Raw genomic sequence first — 18,034 nt, forward strand, 5'->3', positions numbered from 1 at the left:
ATTTTAAATCAATTAAAAATAGTATTTGATAATGAGTAATTAAAAAATCATAAATGACTTACAAAAACAGGATTAAATTCCTGGTTTTTGTTTTGTCTATTTATGATTTTTTGTATAATTTTAATAGATTTGTGTTTTGCTATTCTCAAATCTCTTACTAAAAAGTAAGCAAGAGAAATTTACACAAAATATCTTACACTACCAAATAACCTAAAAATTTTTAGGTTATTTTTTGTTATATTAATTAAAAACTAGTTTGATTTACCGTTTTTACGTAAAGTTCTTGCTGTTTTTGCACTTACTTTAATTGTAACAACTTGCCCTTTTTCATTAAGTATTTTCATTTTTTGCAAGTTTAATCTAAAAGTTCTTTTAGTAGCATTTAAAGCGTGAGATCTTTTATTTCCCACCATAGGACCTTTTCCTGTTATTGCATCTTTTCTTGCCATATTTATTCTCCTTTTCTAATTATTTTAAAGCACTTTTTGCTTGTTTAATGATAGTTTCAAAAACTTCATGATGATGAATCGCAAGTTCTGAAAGCATTTTTCTATTAACTTCAATATTAGCTTTTTTAAGTCCGTTAATTAATTGAGAATATGTAATTCCAAGAGGTCTAGAAGCAGCATTAATTCTTGCTATTCATAATTTTCTAAAATCTCTTTTTACTTGTTTTCTATCTCTAAAAGCATAAGTTCAAGATTTAACAACTGCTTGTTTTGCAACTTTAAATCCTATTGATTTATGTCCTCAATATCCTTTAGCTAATTTTAATCATTTTTTTCTTCTTTGTCTTGTAACAGTTCCACCTTTAACTCTCATTGTTGTTACCTCTTTCTATGTTATTAAAATAAACCTTTTATTCTTTTTAAATCTGATGCAGAAACTAATGTAGCTTTTCTTGCGTGTCTTTTTTGTTTAGTTGTTTTGTTTTGAGCTAAATGAGATCTATAAGCTTGTCCTCTTTTAACTTTTCCACTTCCTGTAACTTTTAATCTCTTTTTTAAAGAGGATTTAGTTTTCATTTTTGGCATTTTCGGTTTTACCTTTCTCTTCTTGTTTTAATTCTTTTTCTTTTTTAGAACTTGTCAAATGTGGTAATTTCTTTTTATCCCTTTCAACATACATATCTAAAAATCTTTCATTTTGCTGTGCATCTTTTGTAATTTTAGCTATGTCAGAAATGTATTCATAAAATTTATCTAAAACAACTTTACCAAGTTCAGGTCTAGAAGCCTCTCTACCTCTAAATTTTAAAGAAATTTTTACTCTATCTCCATCTAAAAGAAATTCTCTAGCTTTTCTTGCTTTGGTCTCTATATCTTTAATGTTTATTCCTGGAGTTAGTCTAATTTCTCTATTATTAACAAAAGTTTGTTTTTCTTTTACTTCCTTTTGTTTTTTCTTTCTTTCATATTTAAATTTTCCATAATCCATTATTCTTCCTATTGGCTTAGGTTTGTCACCTGAATTATCAATAGAAATAATAACTAAGTCCATTTTTTGTTCTTTCGCCATTTCGATAGCTTCATTTTTAGAAAGAACACCAACTTGACTGTTGTCTGAATTTATTACGAAAATTTTTGAAAAGGGAATATTTTCATTAACAAAATGTTCTTGTTGTGGCTTTTTTTTATTCCCAAAATTGTTATTTAATTTACTAATAACTCTTTCTCCTTACGAATTTAAATAAAATAAAGTGGTAATACACCACTTTCTCTCAATTAGATACAATTTAATAATAAAATAGTTTATAAACAAAATTGTAGCATACCCATGGAATAACCATTAGGTGAGAGATTAATCTACTTTCTGCAATTTTTATCTATTGCTATTAAATTATATATTTTTTTGCAAAAAAAGCAAATAAAAAAAGCAAATAATTGCTTTTGGTCAAAATTTGAAATGGTGGGAACGAATGGAATCGAACCATCGACCTCACGATTATCAGTCGTGTGCTCTAACCGTCTGAGCTACGCTCCCATTAATAAATTTATATGCAAATTGCATACAAATTATATCACAAAATGTGTGTTTTATATTAACGTTTAGAAAATTGTCTTGCTCTACGTGCTTTTCTAAGTCCGTATTTTTTACGTTCTTTAGATCTTGCATCTCTTGTTAACATACCTGTTTCTCTTAAATTAGGTTTATAATCTTTTGAAGATTCTAATAAAGCTCTTGCTATTCCTAATCTAATTGCTCCAGCTTGCCCAGATAAACCACCACCAGAAGCATTAACGATAATGTCTCATGTTCCTTCTGTTTCTGTAATAGTTAAAGGTTGTAAAGCATCTTTAATTAAAAGATCTGACATTAAATAGTCTTTAGCTTCTCTTTTATTAATTGTAAATTTTCCTTTTCCTGGTTTTAAGATAACTCTTGCAGTAGAAGATTTTCTTCTTCCTAAACCACGATAGAATGTTCCAGTTAACATTTTTTGATTTTTCATTTCTTTAGCCATTATTTAACCTCTAATTTCATTGGTTTTTGTGCTTCATGTTTATGTTCAGGTCCAGCATATACAAATAAATTTACTCTTTGTCTATTTCCTAATTTTGTGTGTGGTAACATTCCTCTAATTGCTTTTTCAACAATAGCTGCTGGTTTTTTTGCTCTTAAATCTTTTGCTTTAATTGATTTTAATCCACCTGGATAACCTGAGTGTGAATAATAAATTTTATTTTCATCTTTGTTTGCAGTTAAAATTACTTTTTCTGCATTTATAACAATAATGTTATCTCCCATATCAACATTTGGAGTAAATGTAGGTTTATTTTTTCCTCTTAAATAAGTAGCAGCTAAAGTTGCTAAACGCCCTAAAACTTGTCCTTCTGCATCAATAACATATCATTTTTTGTCTGTTTCAAGATGCTTAACAATAGTTGTTTGTCTCATTGTTCCTTCCTTGATAATTTAATAATTTATTTAATAATGTAACAGGTATTTAATAAATATTGCTTTTAAATTATAATACTTTTTTTTATAAAACCAAATCTTTTATAAAAAAAATAACCAAAAACGGTTATTTTCATATTTTAAACTAATTCGATAATAGCCATTTTAGAATTATCACCTTGTCTTGCAGGCAATTTAATTATTCTTGTATAACCACCATTACGACTTTTATATTTTGGTCCTACTACATCGAATAAATATGATAATGCTGATTTACCATCACTGGTTTTTACATCTCTTAAAAATGCAGCTGCTAAACGACGAGAAGCAAGTGTATTAGTTTTTGCTTTTGTAATTAATCTCTCAACGTGTTTTCTTAATTCTTTAGCTCTTGCTTCTGTTGTTGTGATTCTTCCGTGAACAATAACATCTGTAGATAAAGAACGTAAAACGTGTTTTCTTCAAGTTGAATTTCTTCTAAATAATTGTGTTGGATTAGCCATTTTTAGTCTCCTTTCTTAAGTGAAATACCGCGTTCAGCTAATTTTTCAATAATTTCTTGAACGGATTTTTTACCTAAATTTTTAACATTATTTAATTCTTCTTCATCAATTTTTTCTAAGTCTGCTACAGTTCTAAATCCTGCACGTCTTAAAGCATTTAATGATCTTACTGTTAAACTTAAATCATTAATATCAATTGATTTATCTTTAGGAGTTTCTTCTTTAACTTTTTCTTCTTCAAAATAGTCTTTTTCATTAATTTCTAAATTTTCAGTATTTGAAACTATTTTCAAATGTGCAATTAAAATTTTTGCAGCTTGAGCAATAACCTCTTTTGCTTCTACTGTTCCATCTGTTTTAACATTAAATTCTAGTTTTTCTTGAATAATGTTAGAAGCTGAGTTAAGTTCACTAAATTTATATTGAACATTTGTAACAGGTGAAAAATCTGAATCAACTGCTAAAATGGTTCCTGATTTTAAATTTGATTCTAATTCAGAACCATATTCTAAAATATTTTTTTTGTTGTCTTCAAAAGAAACAAATCCTCTTCCTGATAATAAAAACATTTCGAATTTTAAAGCGTTTGCTTTAGAAAGAGTTGCGATTTGTTGATCAGGGTTTACAATAGTTACTCCTGCTGGTAGTTGAATATCTTTTGCAAAAATATTTTTTTCAGTAAATTTATCATAATTAAATGAAACTCTTACAGGTTTTTTATCAATAAAAACTTCTTTATTATAAATAAACTTTACTTTCTTTAAATTATTTAATAAAGTAACTACATCTTCTTCTACGTTGTCGATTGCTTGAAATTCGTGATCTACTTTTTCAATTCTAATTGCAAATGGAGCAACTGAAGAAACTGAAGATAATATTGTTCTTCTTAAAGCTGTACCTAAAGTGTTAGCAAATCCTCTTTCTAAAGGTTCTAAAACAAAAGAAGTGAAATAATCTGAATGTTTATTTTCTTTTTCTTCTTTGTAATTTACTTTTGCCATTTTTTGCATAACTTAACAACTCCTATCTTTTTGTTTCTCTTTTGATTACTTTTCTTGGAGGTCTTGTTCCGTTATGTGGAATAGGTGTAACATCTTTAATTTCAGTAACAGTAATACCTGAAACTTCAATTTGTTTTCTTGCTGCATCTTTTCCTGGTCCTAAACCTTTAATTTCAACTTTAACTTCTTTAATTCCATGTTCTTTAGCTGCTTCAGATGCTGCTGCTGCTGCTAATCCTGCTGCATATGGAGTTTTCTTTTTTGTCCCTTTATATCCAATAGCACCAGATGAAGATCATGCAATTACATTACCTTTTTCATCTGAAAAAGTTACAATTGTGTTTTGGTGAGTTGAGTGAATGTGAGCGATTCCGCTAGTAATATTTTTTCTTTTAACTTTTCTAGCCATATCTTATTTACCTTTCTTTCCAGCAACAGTTTTTCTTGGTCCTTTTCTTGTACGTGCATTTTTCTGAGTTACTTGACCACGAACTGGTAATCCTTTTCTATGTCTGATTCCTCTATAACATTTAATTTCCATTAATCTTTTAATGTTAATAGCTACTTCACGACGTAAATCACCTTCTGTTGTATATTGTGAAGCTATATCTCTTATTTTTGATAATTGTTCTTCACTTAAATCTTTTACACGAATATTTTCGTCTATTTGAGCCTTTTGTAAAATTTCTTGAGCTCTTGATTTTCCTATCCCAAAAATATAAGTTAGAGAAATAACAACTCTCTTATTATTTGGAATTTCTATGTTTAAAATTCTAGCCATATTTTCCTAACCTTGTCTTTGTTTGTGTTTTGGTAGAATACAAATGATTCTATTTATTCCATTTCTTTTGATTATTTTACAGTCTTTACACATCTTTTTAACTGATGCTCTTACTTTCATAAATCTCCTTTATTTATGACGATAAACAATTCTTCCTTTTGTTCAATCATAAGGACTAATTTCAACATCAACACTATCTCCAGGAATTATTTTAATGTGATACATTTTCATTTTTCCTGAAATGTGAGCTTGAATTTTAGCATTATTTTCTAATAAAATTTCATACTCACTAGAATTGTGTGCTTGAATTACTTTACCTGTCATTTTGATTGCATCTTTTGCCATTTATTGAAATACCTCTTTTGGTTTTTTATTTGTACAATTAATGTTTGGTATTTATTATTATTTTATTTCTTTAAAAGTAATTGTGCCCTTTAAAGAAATACCTGGACTTATTTCGACATTACCTTATGCCAGGCTTGTATAATTAACATTAAAAATTATACTAAATTTTTGAATTTTTCCAACTCTTTGAATTAACTTAAAATTATTCCTTTTCCATTTTTAATTAAAATGGTTTCTTCCGCGTGAACTGTTTTTTTACGGTTATATTTTGGAACCACAGTTCAACCATCACTTAATATTTTAACTTCCGGACTTTCTTGTAAAATCATAGGTTCTATACAAATTACCATATTATCTCTTAACAAAATCCCTTTATCTCCTGTATATAAATTGTAAACATTAGGTGCTTCATGAAGTTTTTTTCCAATTCCGTGGCCACAAAATTCCTCTGTTGTAAACATTTTGTTTTCAAAAATAACCTTGGAAATTGCTTTAGAAATATCTCCTATCCTTGCTCCAGGTTTGATTGCATTTATACCGGCATCTATTGCTCTTTTTGCAACAGAAATCAGTTTTTCGTTTTCAAGATTATTTTCTTTTCCAACTGATTTGGAAAAGGCAGAATCTGAATAGTATCCTTTATATTTAACTCCTAAATCTATAGAAATTAAATCCCCTGTTTTTAAAATTCTTTGATCCGGAATTCCGTGAATTAACTCATGATTTAAAGAAGCGCAAATTGTGTTAGGAAAATTTTGGTAACCTAAAAAAGCTGGTTCTGCGTTTCTTTTGATAATTTCATCATAAGCAAGTTTGTCTAGTTGCAATAAAGAAACCCCTTCTTCTATTGCATCATAAACTATTTTTTTTACTTCTGAAAGAATATTTGCTGATTTAGTTATTAATTCTATTTCAAAATCTTTTTTTATCAATTTGCTCATTTTATAAAATTTCTTTAACTATTTTTTGTACTATGAATTCTGGAGTTTGTGTTGCATCTATAGTGATTAACATATTTTTGTCTTTATAATAATCTATTAATACTTTAGTTTCATTATTATAAACTTCTAATCTACGAATAATTGCTTCTTCTTCATCATCTTTTCTTTGTAATAAAACTGTATCGTCATTTTCGCAAAGTAATTGCTTTGCAGAAGGTTTGAAATCAAGATGATAAGTTGCAGAACAAGTAGGGCAATATCTTCTTTTAGAAAGTCTTTGAATAATAACTTCACTTGGAGCTTGTAATAAAATAACATTTTTTATTTGAGAAGTGCTTAAATTTGATAAAAAATCTGCTTGATTAATTGTTCTTGGATAACCATCTAAAATAAAGTTAACGTTTTGTTTGTTTAATTCTTCTAACTTTTCTTTTACTATTTCATTAGTTATATTGTCAGGAACATATCTACCACTTTCAACAATATTTTTTAATTCCAAACCTAATTTAGTTTGGTTTCTAATTGCGGTTCTAAAAATTTCTCCTGTTGATAAATGAATAAAATCAATTTCTTTTGCAAGTAATGATGCAACAGTTCCTTTTCCAACTCCTGGTGCACCTAAAAAAATTATGTTTTTTATCATAATAAATCTCCGTTATTTTTATTTTGTTTAGTAAATGATTTACTAATTTTTCTTCTTTTTTGTGAAATTTTTTCTGATTGTCTTCTTGCTTTAATTTGACCTATTGTTTCTAATGCTGTGGTTATTAAAATAATAATAGAAGTTCCACCAAATGTAATGCTCCGTGGCATTCCAAACATTTGCATAATAGGTTCTAAAGAACCAATTGCTACAAGATAAAATGCAGAGAAAATAGAAAGTCTTAAAACAACAGAAATTAAATAATCTTCTGTTTGTTCTCCTGGTCTTATTCCAGGAATAAAGGTTGAATTTTTTCCAAAATCTTCTGAAATTTTATCCACTCTAGACTGTTGTAATCCCATACCAATTGCAAATAAAAAGGTAATAACTACAAATAGACTAAATCCAATTGGATCAGTTAATCTTAAACTTCTTTCTACAAAATATCTTGTAGATGAAGTGTATGGATCAAGAAGTCCTACTATTAAAGTTGGTAAAGATAAAACAATTAAAGAAAAAATGATTGGCATAACACCTGCTGGATTTACTTTAATTGGTAATACTGAAATATCTTTAACATTTTTAGTCATTCCAGATCCTGTTTGTTGAATAGGTATTTTTCTTTCTGCAGTATAAACATATGCAACTATAAAAATTAAAACTAAAAAACCAATAATATAAACTCCAAAGAAAATTATATTACTAATCAAAGAGTCTGAATTAGATCCTGAAATAAAGTAATTAAAGGCTCCTTTTAATTTACTTGGTAAGCGTGTTGCAATTCCTGTAAAAATTAAAAGGGAAGTCCCATTACCAACTCCTTTTTCAGTAATTTGTTCTCCTAAAAATAAAGAAAACAAAGAACCGCTAATAAGTATACAAGGTAAAATAAAGTATTTATAATAAGCTGCATTGTTGCTTAAATATACAAAACTTTGTGCTCCTAAATTAGCATCAAACAATGTTCTAATTAAAAAAATTGATTGAGCTATAGCTATAAAAATAGTTAAAAGTCTTGTAATAATATTTATTTTACGTCTACCTAGCGGTCCTGATTGACTTAACCTATGAACTGGTGGAAATAATTTAGTTTGAGCAACCATCATAATTAAAGATGCTGTTATGAATGGTCCTATTCCTAAGGCTACTATTGAAAAGTTAGTTAACCCACCACCACCTACAATATTAATTATTCCTAAAAATGAATTAGAATCTAAAGAAGCATTTTTATTTATAGATACACCAGGTAATGTGATTGTACCTGCTATAACAAAAATAGCTAAAATTCATATAGAAAATAATATTTTTTTAGTTAAGATTTTTTCTTTGGAAAATGTTTGAATTTTATGTTTTATATTTAAATAGATTTTTGAAAAGATTAATCCTATCCAGTTTAATACTTTTTTTAATCTATAAAACATCTTAAACCAATTCTACTTTTCCACCTAATTTTTCTACCGCTTCTTTTGCTGAGTTTGAAACGGCATTAACTTCTATAAATATTTTTTTAGTTAATGTACCTGAAGATAATAATTTTACAGGCATTGTTTTTCTTCTTGCTAATCTAGTTTCAAATAACATTTCTAATGTTACTTTGTCACCATCTTTAAATGTAGCATCTAATTTTTCTAATGATATAACTTGATATTCAACTTTATTAACATTGTTAAAACCGATTTTTGGTAAACGTCTGAAGAGAGGGTTTTGTCCTCCTTCAAATCCAGGTCTTACAGTTCCACGTTTTGTTTGTCCTGATTGTCCTCTACCAGCTTGTTTTCCTTTACCAGCTGCATGTCCACGACCTTTACGGTGTTTTTCTTTTCTTGAACCTTCAGTGTATTGTAATGTATGTAATTTATATGACATTTTTCCTCCTGGACTATTTATTGCTTAACAAATCTTCTACTTTAATATCTCTTAATTCAGCAATTTTTTCTACTGTTCTAAGATTTTGTAAAGCAATGATTGTTGCTCTAACGATATTAGCTTTTGTTCTTGAACCATAAGTTTTAGTATAAATGTTTGAATATCCTGCTAATTCTACAACTGCACGAACTGTACCAGATGCTATAATTCCTTTTCCTTTTGGAGCTGGTTTTAATAGTACTTTAGATGCTAAGAATTTTTGTTTAATTTCATGTGGTACTGTTGCAGCTTCTTCTACCACTGGAACAGTTATTAAATTGTTTTGTGCATCTTTAACTGCTTTTTTAATAGCATCTTGCACTTCATTAGCTTTTCCGTGACCAAAACCAACTTTTCCTTTTTTATTACCAACCACTACATATGCTGAGAAAGAAAATCTTCTCCCTCCTTTAACAACAGTAGTTACCCTTGCAACATCAATTACTTTTTCTTCGAATTCATTTTGGAAAGGTTGTTTGTTAAATTCTTTTTTTGGTCTTGAAAATTTACGATTATTATTAGATGTTTTTGAATCTTTGTCTTTAGAATGGAAGTGTTTTTTTGGTTCTCTTGAAGATTCTATTTTTTTAGTTGGAGTTGCTTTTTTAACAACTTCTTTTTTAATTTCTTTATTTTCCATTATTAAAATTTAACTCCTTCATTTCTAACTGCTTCTGCAAATGCTTTTACTCTTCCATGATAAATATAACCTGAACGATCAAATACAATTGATTCAATTTTTAATTCTTTAATTTTTTGTCCCATTAATTTTCCAAGTATTTCAGCTACTTTAATATTTCCGCTATATTCTTTATGTTTTAAAGTTGAAACAGATGCTATTGTTACTCCTTTAGTATCATCTATTAATTGTGCATAAAAGTTTGTTAGTGATTTGAAAACTGATAAACGTGGTTTGGTTGCTGTACCTAAAACTAATTTAGATTTAATTCTATGATGTTTTTTAATTCTAGCTTTATTTCTTGATAATTGAGCCATTGATAATACCTCGCTTCTATTATAAAATTATTTAGAAGCTTTTTTCCCTTCTTTACGTCTAATGTTTTCATTTTTATACATAATACCTTTTCCTGAATAAGGATTAGGTTTTCTAACACTTCTAATAACAGCAGCTAATTGTCCAACTTGTTGTTTATCAATACCAGAAACAATTATAGAAACTGGTTTTGGAACTTCTACTTTTAAAGTATTTGGAACATCTATTAATACAGGGTGTGAATATCCTGCTAAAATTTCAATTTGGTTACCTTTTAATGTAGCTTTGTAACCAACACCTTTAATTTCTATTTCTTTTGAAAAACCAGAGGTTACACCTTTAATCATTCCTGCAAGTAAGGAATTGGTTGTACCATGTAATTGCTTTGTATGTTTTTCTTCGTTTAATCTTTCTGTTGTAACTTGATTATTTTCTATTTTAATTTTGATTAAATTAGAAAATTCTCTTTCTAATTGTCCTAATTTACCTTTAACAGTAACTAAATTATTATTAACTAATACTTCTGTTCCTTCTGGAACTAATAAAACTCTTTTTCCTACTCTAGACATAAATTATCAAATGAAGGCGATAATTTCACCACCAACATTTTCCTTTCTAGCTTCTTTATCAGTTAATAAACCTTTAGATGTAGAAACAATAACTGTTCCATATCCTGAAAGTACTTTTGGTAAATCTCCAACAGATGAATAAACTTTTAATCCTGGTTTTGAAACTCTTTTAATTCCGGTAATAGCACTTGTTGTACCTTTATATTTTAATTCTACAACAAGTTTTTTTTCTACACCTTCTCCTTGAGTTTCAAAATTTTGAATATAACCTTCTTTTTTGAAGATTTCTAAAATTTTGTGTTTTTTATTAGAATGTGGGATTTCAACAAATTTGTGTTTTCTCATAAATGCATTTTTGATTCTTACAATCATATCTGCAATTGGATCTGTAATTATAGCCATAATTATCAACTCGCTTTCTTAATACCAGGAATTTTTCCTTCATGTGCTAATTTTCTAAAACAAATACGACAGATTTTAAATTTTCTTAAAACAGCATGTGGACGACCACATAATTCACATCTTGTATATTCTCTAACTTTGAATTTTTTATGTTTTTTAGCTTTTGCTTTTAATGATGTTTTTGCCATTTTACTCCTATTTTTCTGCCTTACCAAAAGGCATTCCTAATTGTTCTAATAAAAATTTTGCTTCTTTATCTGTATTTGCTGTTGTAACAATAATTACATCCAATCCCTTAATTTTTCTAATTTTATCGAAACTAATTTCTGGAAAAATAATTTCTTCTTTAATTCCTAATGAATAATTTCCTCTTCCATCAAAAGCTTTAGGATTTACACCTCTAAAGTCTCTAATTCTTGGAATTGCTACATTAATTAATTTATCTAAGAATTCTCACATTCTTTCTCTTCTTAATGTAACTTTTGCTCCCATTGGCATTCCTTCACGTAATTTTCATGAAGCTAATGATTTTTTAGCAACTGTTTGATAAGGTTTTTGCCCTGAAATTAATGCCATTTCATTCATAACTTCTTCTATAGCTTTAGAATTAGTTACTTCTTTTCCAGCTGTCATATTTAAAACAATTTTTTCAATTTTAGGTAATTGCATTACAGATGTATAAGCAAATTTTTCTTGTAAATTCTTTTTAACTTGTTTTTCGTATTTTTCTTTTAATGTCATCTTTATAAAATTACCTTTCTAACTAAATTGTTTTCCCTGTTTTTTTAACAAAACGCACTTTTTTATTATTTACCATTTTGTAACCTATTTTTGAATATTGAGCTGGTTTATCTTTAGTAGCTTTTTTAACTAATAAAGATACTTTTGAAACGTGTAATGGGAATTCAACAACCTCAATTGAACCTTCACTTCTTGATTGTGATGGTTTGTGGTGTTTAGTTTTTTTATTAATATCTTTAATTTTAACTTCTTGTGTTTTTGGATAAACTTCTAAAACTTGACCAATTTTTCCTTTATGTGATCCTGAAATAACTATTACTTCATCATTTTTTCTAATTTTCATATCAATAATTATTCCTTTCTATAAAACCTCTGGTGCAAGTGAAACAATTTTGGAATATCCTTTGTCTCTTATTTCTCTAGCTATTGGACCAAAAACACGTGTTCCTCTTGGAGAACCATCTTCTTTAATAATAACAACTGCATTGTCATCAAATTTTATATGTGAACCATTTTTTCTTTTGATTCCATAAGTTGAACGAACAATAACTGCTTTCACAACTTGTCCTTCTTTTACAATTCCGTTTGGAAGAGCTTTTTTAACTGAACAAACTATCACATCACCAATATTTGAAGTTTTTTTAACTGAACCACCTAAGTTTCTAATTAAACCCACTTCTTTTGCACCTGAGTTATCTGCAACAACTAATCTTGAGAGTTCTTGAACCATTATTTAGCTCCTTCTTTTGCTTTTTCACGAATTTCAACTAATCTAAATGTTTTAGTTTTTGAAAAAGGTCTTGTTTCACTGATTTTAACAATATCTCCTAAAGAAGCTTCTTCTTTTTCATCGTGAGTTGCAAATTTCTTAGTAACTTTAAATCTTTTTCCATATAAAGGGTGTTTAACATAAGAATCTACTGCAACAATAATTGTTTTTTGATTCTTATCAGAAACAACAGTACCAATTAATGTTTTCTTTGTATTTTTTCTTTCCATTATTTTCCACCTTTATCATTGTTTTCTTTTTGTTGTATAGCTGTTAAAACTCTGGCAATATTTTTTCTAATTTCTTTGATTTGATGAGTTTTATCTAAACGTGATGTAGCATTTTTAAATCTTAAAGAAAATAACTCAGCTTTGTGTTCAGCTACTAATTGTTTTAGTTCTGAAAGAGATTTGTTTTTTAATTCTTTAAATTCCATTATTCATCCCCTTCTTCATTTGCTTTAACTATTTTTCATTTTACTGGTAATTTATGTCCACCAAGTCTTAAAGCATCTCTAGCTATTTCTTCTTTTACTCCTGAAACTTCAAACATCATTGTATTAACTTTTACAACTGCTACTCACTTTTCAGGAGAACCTTTACCAGATCCCATACGTACTCCGATAGGTTTAGAAGTTAATGATAAGTGAGGGAAAATTCTAATATGAACATCTCCTTCACGACCCATTCTTCTTGTGATAGCAATCCTTGCAGATTCAATTTGTCTAGCTGTTACTCAAGCAGAAGTTGTTGCTTGTAAACCAAACTCTCCAAATGAAACTTTATTTCCTTTATGTGCTTCTCTTTTATCGTGTGAAATTCTAAAATTTCTTCTATATTTGGTTCTTTTTGGTTGTAACATTATTTATCACCCTCTTTAACCTCTCCTAAAGAAATTCATACTTTCACTCCTAAAGCACCATAAGTTGTATGAGCTGTTGCTTGAGCATAATCAACATTTTGTCTTAAAGTGTGTAATTTCATTTCTCCTTCAGAATATCCTTCTGCACGAGCCATTTCCACACCGTTTAATCTACCAGAAACTTGAGTTTTAATTCCTTTAGCTCCTGCTTTTAAAGCAACTTTAATTCCAAATTTTTGAGCTACTCTAAATGATCCTCTGTTTTCTAATTTAATAGCTATTTGTTCAGCTACTAATCTTGCGTTTAATTCCGGTTTTTGAATTTCAACAACATCAATTGATAAATTTAATTTTTTATTTTTAACAAATTTTTGAATATCTGTTGTCATTTTTTTAACATTTTCTCCACCTTGACCTAATACTACACCAGGTTTAGCTGTATGAATTGTTAAAGTAACTTTATTGTTTTGATCTCTTCTAATTTCAACTTGTCCTATTTGATAATCTCTAACAAATTTTTCAACATATTCTCTAATTTTTACATCTTCTAATAAGTAAGTAGCAAAATTAGCTTTATCAGCAAATCAATTTACATTATGTTTTTTAGTAATACCGTATCTAAAACCATTTGGATTAACTTTTTGTCCCATAAAATTTTCCTACTTTCTTTCCTCTACTGTTATTGATAAATGTGATGTTCTTTTTAAAATTGAATATGCTGTTCCTTTAGATCTTGGTTGAAATCTTTTGTATGTAGGTCCTTCATTAACTTGAACTGAACTTACAAATAAATTATCACCATCCATACCAAAGTTATTAATTGCATTAGCAATTGCTGAATTTAATAATTTAATAAATAATTTTGATGCTTTTTTATTTGTGTTATGTAGGATTGATAGTGCTTCTGTTGTATTTTTATAACGGAATAAATCTGCTACTAAACGAGCTTTTTGAGCAGATACTCTTTGCATTTTAACACTTGCTATTGCTTTTTGCATTATTTTTTCTTCCCTTTATCAGCACCATGACCTGTATAGGTTCTTGTTGGAGAAAATTCTCCTAATTTATGTCCTACCATATCATCTGTTACAAAAACATCATTAAATATTTTTCCATTATGAACTTGGAATGTTAGTCCTACAAATTGAGGAAAGATTGTTGATCTTCTAGATCATGTTTTAATTGGTTTTTTATTTTTTTGTTCATTCATTAATTCAACTTTTTTTAATAAAGATGTATCAGCGAATGGACCTTTTTTAAGTGATCTAGCCATTATTTACTTTCCTTTCTTCTTCTTATAATTAATTTTGTTGAAGATTTCTTATTATTTCTTGTTTTAACACCAAGAGCTTTTTTACCTCATGGAGTTAATGGAGATTTTCTACCAATAGGTTGTTTCCCTTCTCCCCCTCCATGTGGGTGATCAATTGGGTTCATTACAGATCCACGAACAGTAGGTCTAATACCTAAATGTCTATTTCTTCCTGCTTTACCAATGTTAACTAATGAATGTTCTTCATTACCTACAACTCCAATGGTTGCTCTACATTTTGCTAAAATTCTTCTATATTCACCTGATTTTAGTCTTAAAACTACGTATTTTCCATCTTCATCTTTTCCTTGGATTTGTGCAGAAGACCCAGCTGAACGAGCGATAATTCCTCCACCTCCAGGTTGCATTTCGATGTTATGAACAACTGTACCTTCAGGAATATTTGATAAAGGTAATGAGTTACCTACTAAAATATCAACTTGTTCACCTGAAATAACTTTTTGTCCAACCTTAATATCTTTAGGTGATAAAATATAACGTTTTTCACCATCTGCATAAACAACTAAAGAAATATTAGCTGATCTATTTGGATCGTATTCAATAGATTTAATTGTTCCAAAAATATTATCTTTATTTCTTTTGAAATCAATAATACGATATTTTCTTTTATTTCTTCCACCTTTGTGACGTGTAGTTATTTTTCCTTGATTGTTTCTACCTGATTTTTTAGGTAATGTAACTAATAAGCTTTTTTCAGGTTCGTGTCCTGATAAATTTTGCTTGTAATCAAGGGTAGACATACCACGACGACCATTTGAAGTTGGTTTATAATGTTTAATCGCCATTTTCTCTCCTTATTTTATTAATAACTTTAAAATATTGTTTTTCTTTAAAGTTCTATGAATTATTTTTTTTCTTTATTTTTTTTAGCTGCTATTTTTTCTGCAACTTTTTTATCAACTTCTGATGCTGATTTAGAAACTTTTGTTTCTTTTTTAGTTTCTTCCACTACATTTGTTTGTTCTTCTGGTGCTGGTGATTCTAAATCTTCATTTAGAACAGCAATTGTGTGTCCTTCAACTAAAGTAACAATAGCTTTTTTGAAAGAATTTGTAAATCCTTGATATCTACCTAATTTTGCAGGTTTTTTTGGAACATTAAAAATATTTACTTTTTCTACTTTAACATTAAAAATATATTCAACTGCTTTTTTAACTTCACTTCTGTTAGTTCTTCTATCAACAGCAAAAACATATGTTCCTGAACTCATTTGTAAATAACTTTTTTCAGTTAAAATTGGGTATTTGATTATTTCATTAATATTCATTATTTAACCAACCCTTCTAAATATTTAATATCATCTTGGCTTAAAATCAAGATATCTGCTTTTACTAAGTCTTCTATTAATAATGAAGTAACTTTTGTCACTTTTACATTTTGAAGATTTCTTGCAGAAATATAAACTTTTTCATCATTTGAAACTACTAAAATATTTCTTAATTTTTCTACTTGTAAATCTTTTAGTTTAGAAACAATTTCTTTTGTTGAATATTTTTCAACTTTTATTTCCTCTACTATAACTTGTTTGTTTTTAGCTAATTGTGATAAAGAACTTAATAAAGCTAATTGTCTAACTTTTTTATTAACTTTTAAATTATAATTTCTTTCCACTGTAGGTCCAAAAGCTCTTCCACCACCTACTCAAATTGGTGATCTCATAGAACCAGCTCTTGCTCTACCTGTACCTTTTTGTCTTCAAGGTTTTTTACCAGTACCACTTACTTCAGCTCTATTTTTTACTTTATGTGTTCCTTGTCTTCTTGAAGCTCTTTCAGCAATAATTGAATCAAATACAGCTTGTTGATTAAATGTTTCAATTCCAAAAACTTCTTTTGGTAATTTAACTTCTTTTCTTACTAATGGAGTATCAACTTTTTTTGATGTTTTAACTTCTACTTTTTTAGTTGTTTTAGAAACAGGTTTTTTTGTCGATGTTTCTTTTTTAGAAGTTGTTGATGTTTTTTTAACAACCTTTTCCATTATTTATCTCCTTCTGCTTTATCTTCAGCTGCTTTTAATAATTCTTTCATTTCTTTTACTGACATTTCCATATGTAGTTCTACATTATATTTTTTAGCTAATTCAAATAAATGATTTTTTTCTAAAGCCTCTTTTAGGTTAACTAATTGCACAGGTGTTTTAGAAGGTAATTGTTTAACAGCTTCTTTTAGAATAACAAATGATTTTTTAGGTCCAGGAACTGAACCTTTAACTATAATTAAATTATTTTCTAAATCAATGCTTAAGATTTCAAGATTTTGAACTGTTCTTTTTACATTTCCTAATTGTCCAGGCATTGTCATACCTTTAACAACTTTGTTTCCTGAAATATCTCCTAAAGATCCTGTTTGTCTTAATGGTTGTGATCCACCACCACCACCGTGTGATTTAGGTCCGATTGCTTGGTTATGTCTTTTAATTGTTCCAGCAAATCCTTTTCCTTTTGATGTTCCTGTAACATCGATTAATTCACCTACTGAAAAAATAGATAAATCAACTGATTGTCCAAGTTCAAATCCAACCATTTCTCTAATTTCTTTTACGAAGCGCTTAGGTGCTGTGTTAGATTTTTTAAAATGACCTTGTTCTGATTTGTTTTGTCTAGAAACTTTCTTGTCTTCTAAACCTAATTGTAATGCATTGTAGCCATCTTTTTCTTTTGAAAAAACTTGTGTTACAACATTTGGTTTAACTTCAATAACTGTTACTGGTAATAAAATACCTGAATCAGCATATAGTTGAGTCATTCCAACTTTTTTTCCTAAGATTCCTTTCATCTTGGATCCTCCTTATTTTATTTATTTAGTATCTATAAGTATTTGAGCACCTACTGGTAATTCAACTCTCTTAATTTTGTCTAATACTTCTTTTGAAAATTTGTTTAAAACAATTAATCTTTGATGTGTTCTACTTTCAAATTGTTCACGTGATGTTTTATTAACATGAACTGAACGTAAAATAGTAAATACTTCTCTTTTTGTAGGTAATGGTACTGGACCACTAAAATCTACTTTTAATTCTTTTAATAAATTTACTAACTTAAGTGATGCATTATCAACTATTTTATGATCAAATGCTTTTAATTTAATTTTTAACTTATTTTCCATTAAAATTGTTGTCCTTTCTGTTCTTTTTTTGATGAACTAGACTCCACATAAAAACCGTTACTCTGCTAACAACTAATTTCGGAGTATCGCAACCTTATGTTTCAACGTCTAAATTTACTTTTAAATTATACTACATTTTTTAAAAAAGTGAATTAAAAAATAATAAAAAAACTCCTCTAAGGAGCAAATAGTTCTTTCAAAACTGAATAGCAAATTACTTCTCAAATTAAATTAAATACCT

At 28.1% G+C, this 18,034-nt stretch carries 34 protein-coding genes, 1 tRNA gene and 1 pseudogene; all 36 read right to left on the reverse strand.

Annotated elements, in window-relative coordinates; genetic code table 4:
- Positions 1-251: 251 nt before the first annotated feature.
- Positions 252-449: a 50S ribosomal protein L28 gene (rpmB, locus tag ACXX87_RS03300; RefSeq protein ID WP_436358838.1), complete on the reverse strand. Its 198-nt coding sequence runs from the start codon at positions 447-449 to the stop codon at positions 252-254.
- A 19-nt stretch (positions 450-468) separates the two neighbouring features.
- Positions 469-822 carry a 50S ribosomal protein L20 gene (rplT, locus tag ACXX87_RS03305; RefSeq protein WP_436358837.1) on the reverse strand — a complete coding sequence of 118 codons (354 nt, stop codon included), beginning with the start codon at positions 820-822 and terminating at the stop codon, positions 469-471.
- Positions 823-845: 23 nt separating this feature from the next.
- The gene (gene rpmI, locus ACXX87_RS03310) at positions 846-1,025 is read right to left on the reverse strand and encodes a 50S ribosomal protein L35 (protein ID WP_458561189.1); all 180 of its coding nucleotides are present in this window, start codon (positions 1,023-1,025) and stop codon (positions 846-848) included.
- Positions 1,015-1,665 carry a translation initiation factor IF-3 gene (infC, locus tag ACXX87_RS03315; protein WP_458557634.1) on the reverse strand — a complete coding sequence of 217 codons (651 nt, stop codon included), beginning with the start codon at positions 1,663-1,665 and terminating at the stop codon, positions 1,015-1,017. The genes rpmI and infC overlap by 11 nt, the downstream gene beginning before the upstream one ends.
- Before the next feature lie 241 nt (positions 1,666-1,906).
- Positions 1,907-1,983, reverse strand: a tRNA-Ile gene (locus ACXX87_RS03320).
- 58 nt (positions 1,984-2,041) lie between these two features.
- Positions 2,042-2,464, reverse strand: a complete 423-nt coding sequence (rpsI, locus tag ACXX87_RS03325) for a 30S ribosomal protein S9 (RefSeq protein WP_436358835.1) — start codon at positions 2,462-2,464, stop codon at positions 2,042-2,044.
- The gene (gene rplM, locus ACXX87_RS03330; RefSeq protein ID WP_436358834.1) at positions 2,464-2,898 is read right to left on the reverse strand and encodes a 50S ribosomal protein L13; all 435 of its coding nucleotides are present in this window, start codon (positions 2,896-2,898) and stop codon (positions 2,464-2,466) included. The genes rpsI and rplM overlap by 1 nt, the downstream gene beginning before the upstream one ends.
- 140 nt (positions 2,899-3,038) lie before the next feature.
- A complete protein-coding gene (gene rplQ / locus ACXX87_RS03335; RefSeq protein ID WP_436358833.1) occupies positions 3,039-3,401 on the reverse strand; it encodes a 50S ribosomal protein L17 in 363 nt (120 codons plus the stop codon).
- 2 nt (positions 3,402-3,403) lie between these two features.
- Complete coding sequence (locus ACXX87_RS03340) at positions 3,404-4,411, reverse strand: DNA-directed RNA polymerase subunit alpha (protein WP_436358832.1); 1,008 nt, start codon at positions 4,409-4,411, stop codon at positions 3,404-3,406.
- A 13-nt stretch (positions 4,412-4,424) separates the two neighbouring features.
- Positions 4,425-4,811 (reverse strand): 30S ribosomal protein S11, encoded by a 387-nt coding sequence (rpsK, locus tag ACXX87_RS03345; RefSeq protein ID WP_436358831.1) that lies wholly within the window; start codon positions 4,809-4,811, stop codon positions 4,425-4,427.
- A gap of 3 nt (positions 4,812-4,814) precedes the next feature.
- A complete protein-coding gene (rpsM, locus tag ACXX87_RS03350; protein ID WP_436358830.1) occupies positions 4,815-5,183 on the reverse strand; it encodes a 30S ribosomal protein S13 in 369 nt (122 codons plus the stop codon).
- Between the two features lie 6 nt (positions 5,184-5,189).
- A complete protein-coding gene (gene rpmJ, locus ACXX87_RS03355; protein WP_027123513.1) occupies positions 5,190-5,303 on the reverse strand; it encodes a 50S ribosomal protein L36 in 114 nt (37 codons plus the stop codon).
- 9 nt (positions 5,304-5,312) lie between these two features.
- Positions 5,313-5,528, reverse strand: coding sequence for a translation initiation factor IF-1 (gene infA, locus ACXX87_RS03360; RefSeq protein WP_436358829.1), 216 nt, complete (start codon positions 5,526-5,528; stop codon positions 5,313-5,315).
- A gap of 191 nt (positions 5,529-5,719) precedes the next feature.
- Entirely contained in the window at positions 5,720-6,469 is a 750-nt protein-coding gene (map, locus tag ACXX87_RS03365; RefSeq protein WP_436358828.1) for a type I methionyl aminopeptidase, read from the reverse strand.
- Between the two features lies 1 nt (position 6,470).
- The gene (locus ACXX87_RS03370) at positions 6,471-7,112 is read right to left on the reverse strand and encodes an adenylate kinase family protein (protein ID WP_436358827.1); all 642 of its coding nucleotides are present in this window, start codon (positions 7,110-7,112) and stop codon (positions 6,471-6,473) included.
- Positions 7,106-8,533, reverse strand: coding sequence for a preprotein translocase subunit SecY (gene secY, locus ACXX87_RS03375; RefSeq protein ID WP_436358826.1), 1,428 nt, complete (start codon positions 8,531-8,533; stop codon positions 7,106-7,108). The genes ACXX87_RS03370 and secY overlap by 7 nt, the downstream gene beginning before the upstream one ends.
- A 1-nt stretch (position 8,534) precedes the next feature.
- Positions 8,535-8,978 carry a 50S ribosomal protein L15 gene (gene rplO, locus ACXX87_RS03380; protein ID WP_436358825.1) on the reverse strand — a complete coding sequence of 148 codons (444 nt, stop codon included), beginning with the start codon at positions 8,976-8,978 and terminating at the stop codon, positions 8,535-8,537.
- 13 nt (positions 8,979-8,991) lie between these two features.
- Entirely contained in the window at positions 8,992-9,657 is a 666-nt protein-coding gene (rpsE, locus tag ACXX87_RS03385) for a 30S ribosomal protein S5 (protein ID WP_436358824.1), read from the reverse strand.
- A gap of 2 nt (positions 9,658-9,659) precedes the next feature.
- Positions 9,660-10,013, reverse strand: a complete 354-nt coding sequence (rplR, locus tag ACXX87_RS03390) for a 50S ribosomal protein L18 (RefSeq protein ID WP_436358823.1) — start codon at positions 10,011-10,013, stop codon at positions 9,660-9,662.
- 27 nt (positions 10,014-10,040) lie between these two features.
- Entirely contained in the window at positions 10,041-10,580 is a 540-nt protein-coding gene (gene rplF, locus ACXX87_RS03395) for a 50S ribosomal protein L6 (RefSeq protein WP_458573281.1), read from the reverse strand.
- 3 nt (positions 10,581-10,583) lie between these two features.
- The gene (gene rpsH / locus ACXX87_RS03400) at positions 10,584-10,976 is read right to left on the reverse strand and encodes a 30S ribosomal protein S8 (RefSeq protein ID WP_458557635.1); all 393 of its coding nucleotides are present in this window, start codon (positions 10,974-10,976) and stop codon (positions 10,584-10,586) included.
- An 8-nt stretch (positions 10,977-10,984) separates the two neighbouring features.
- Positions 10,985-11,170, reverse strand: coding sequence for a type Z 30S ribosomal protein S14 (locus tag ACXX87_RS03405; protein ID WP_436358821.1), 186 nt, complete (start codon positions 11,168-11,170; stop codon positions 10,985-10,987).
- A 7-nt stretch (positions 11,171-11,177) separates the two neighbouring features.
- The gene (gene rplE / locus ACXX87_RS03410) at positions 11,178-11,729 is read right to left on the reverse strand and encodes a 50S ribosomal protein L5 (RefSeq protein ID WP_458557636.1); all 552 of its coding nucleotides are present in this window, start codon (positions 11,727-11,729) and stop codon (positions 11,178-11,180) included.
- A gap of 16 nt (positions 11,730-11,745) precedes the next feature.
- A complete protein-coding gene (gene rplX, locus ACXX87_RS03415) occupies positions 11,746-12,066 on the reverse strand; it encodes a 50S ribosomal protein L24 (RefSeq protein ID WP_436358820.1) in 321 nt (106 codons plus the stop codon).
- 18 nt (positions 12,067-12,084) lie between these two features.
- Positions 12,085-12,453 carry a 50S ribosomal protein L14 gene (gene rplN, locus ACXX87_RS03420; protein WP_436358819.1) on the reverse strand — a complete coding sequence of 123 codons (369 nt, stop codon included), beginning with the start codon at positions 12,451-12,453 and terminating at the stop codon, positions 12,085-12,087.
- Entirely contained in the window at positions 12,453-12,722 is a 270-nt protein-coding gene (gene rpsQ, locus ACXX87_RS03425) for a 30S ribosomal protein S17 (RefSeq protein WP_436358818.1), read from the reverse strand. Before rpsQ ends, rplN begins: the two co-directional genes overlap by 1 nt.
- On the reverse strand, positions 12,722-12,928 hold the full coding sequence (rpmC, locus tag ACXX87_RS03430) for a 50S ribosomal protein L29 (RefSeq protein ID WP_436358817.1): 207 nt from the start codon (positions 12,926-12,928) through the stop codon (positions 12,722-12,724). Before rpmC ends, rpsQ begins: the two co-directional genes overlap by 1 nt.
- On the reverse strand, positions 12,928-13,353 hold the full coding sequence (gene rplP / locus ACXX87_RS03435) for a 50S ribosomal protein L16 (protein ID WP_436358816.1): 426 nt from the start codon (positions 13,351-13,353) through the stop codon (positions 12,928-12,930). Before rplP ends, rpmC begins: the two co-directional genes overlap by 1 nt.
- Positions 13,353-14,003: a 30S ribosomal protein S3 gene (gene rpsC / locus ACXX87_RS03440; protein ID WP_436358815.1), complete on the reverse strand. Its 651-nt coding sequence runs from the start codon at positions 14,001-14,003 to the stop codon at positions 13,353-13,355. The genes rplP and rpsC overlap by 1 nt, the downstream gene beginning before the upstream one ends.
- Positions 14,004-14,012: 9 nt before the next feature.
- Positions 14,013-14,351: a 50S ribosomal protein L22 gene (rplV, locus tag ACXX87_RS03445; RefSeq protein ID WP_436358814.1), complete on the reverse strand. Its 339-nt coding sequence runs from the start codon at positions 14,349-14,351 to the stop codon at positions 14,013-14,015.
- Positions 14,351-14,626, reverse strand: coding sequence for a 30S ribosomal protein S19 (gene rpsS, locus ACXX87_RS03450; protein ID WP_458557631.1), 276 nt, complete (start codon positions 14,624-14,626; stop codon positions 14,351-14,353). The genes rplV and rpsS overlap by 1 nt, the downstream gene beginning before the upstream one ends.
- The gene (gene rplB, locus ACXX87_RS03455) at positions 14,626-15,471 is read right to left on the reverse strand and encodes a 50S ribosomal protein L2 (protein WP_436358812.1); all 846 of its coding nucleotides are present in this window, start codon (positions 15,469-15,471) and stop codon (positions 14,626-14,628) included. Before rplB ends, rpsS begins: the two co-directional genes overlap by 1 nt.
- A gap of 59 nt (positions 15,472-15,530) precedes the next feature.
- Positions 15,531-15,953: a 50S ribosomal protein L23 gene (rplW, locus tag ACXX87_RS03460; protein ID WP_458557632.1), complete on the reverse strand. Its 423-nt coding sequence runs from the start codon at positions 15,951-15,953 to the stop codon at positions 15,531-15,533.
- On the reverse strand, positions 15,953-16,666 hold the full coding sequence (gene rplD / locus ACXX87_RS03465; RefSeq protein ID WP_458557633.1) for a 50S ribosomal protein L4: 714 nt from the start codon (positions 16,664-16,666) through the stop codon (positions 15,953-15,955). The genes rplW and rplD overlap by 1 nt, the downstream gene beginning before the upstream one ends.
- 119 nt (positions 16,667-16,785) lie before the next feature.
- Positions 16,786-17,463: pseudogene (gene rplC, locus ACXX87_RS03470) on the reverse strand (50S ribosomal protein L3); the annotation flags it as partial.
- A 21-nt stretch (positions 17,464-17,484) separates the two neighbouring features.
- Positions 17,485-17,793 carry a 30S ribosomal protein S10 gene (rpsJ, locus tag ACXX87_RS03475; RefSeq protein ID WP_436358809.1) on the reverse strand — a complete coding sequence of 103 codons (309 nt, stop codon included), beginning with the start codon at positions 17,791-17,793 and terminating at the stop codon, positions 17,485-17,487.
- Between the last annotated feature and the right edge of the window lie 241 nt (positions 17,794-18,034).

The sequence above is a fragment of the Mycoplasma sp. 613B genome, from assembly GCF_054343485.1.